At 41.4% G+C, this 734-nt stretch carries 1 pseudogene; it reads left to right on the forward strand.

Going from position 1 to position 734, the window contains the following annotated elements:
• Window positions 1-325, forward strand: a pseudogene (locus tag R7Q09_RS25390) (MFS transporter); the annotation flags it as partial.
• Window positions 326-734: the final 409 nt, after the last annotated feature.

Here is a 734-nt window from a genome sequence, read left to right on the forward strand (position 1 = left end):
TTTGAACCTCGCGTTGATCAACGAGCGTTTGAGAGAAAATGGTAAAACCGATGCGTTCGAACGTTGCCTAATGTCTTCGAACTACTTGTTCGCAAGCACCTTTGCATTCTCATCTGCAATGAACTACTTCCTTGCTACGTGGATCGTCACCAGTCCATCAGGCACCGCGGCCTTCAATGAAGAGCTCGGTAAGTTGACACTTTACAGCTACCCGATGATCGCCATTCCTAGCATGTTGATGATGTTTGGTATTTTTTACTACATTTGGCGTCAAATTCGCGCGATGACGTCTCTTGAAACTGAACAAATTTTCCACATAAAGTAAAACCTCAGCACTCGAAATACTAAGGGGAAGAGCCCTCTTCCCCTATCTTCCACCCGCCCTTTTCTATTCCATAGCTTTCCATTTAGATTCACTCATCCGTCACTCAGTGTTGACCACGTTCACATTGATAGGGGCGACTTTCGCTCTTTTTATGAAAACCCACATAAAAAATGTGACAAAAATGAACAAGTATATGAAAGTCATGGTGCATTGCTTATCCAACTGATTTAACATGAATTTTTTAAAACCTTGCTGCATTTATAAAAAATATGTTCGGATCAAAAAAATTAAAAATGGAAAATGAGGCGCTTAAGCAGGAATTAGCGAGCCTTAAAGACAAGTACCAAACCGACGTTGAGACGTTGGAACGTCAGTTAAAAGAAGCCAAACAACTACTGAACACAGCGCA

This window comes from Vibrio sp. 2130-1 (assembly GCF_033339515.1).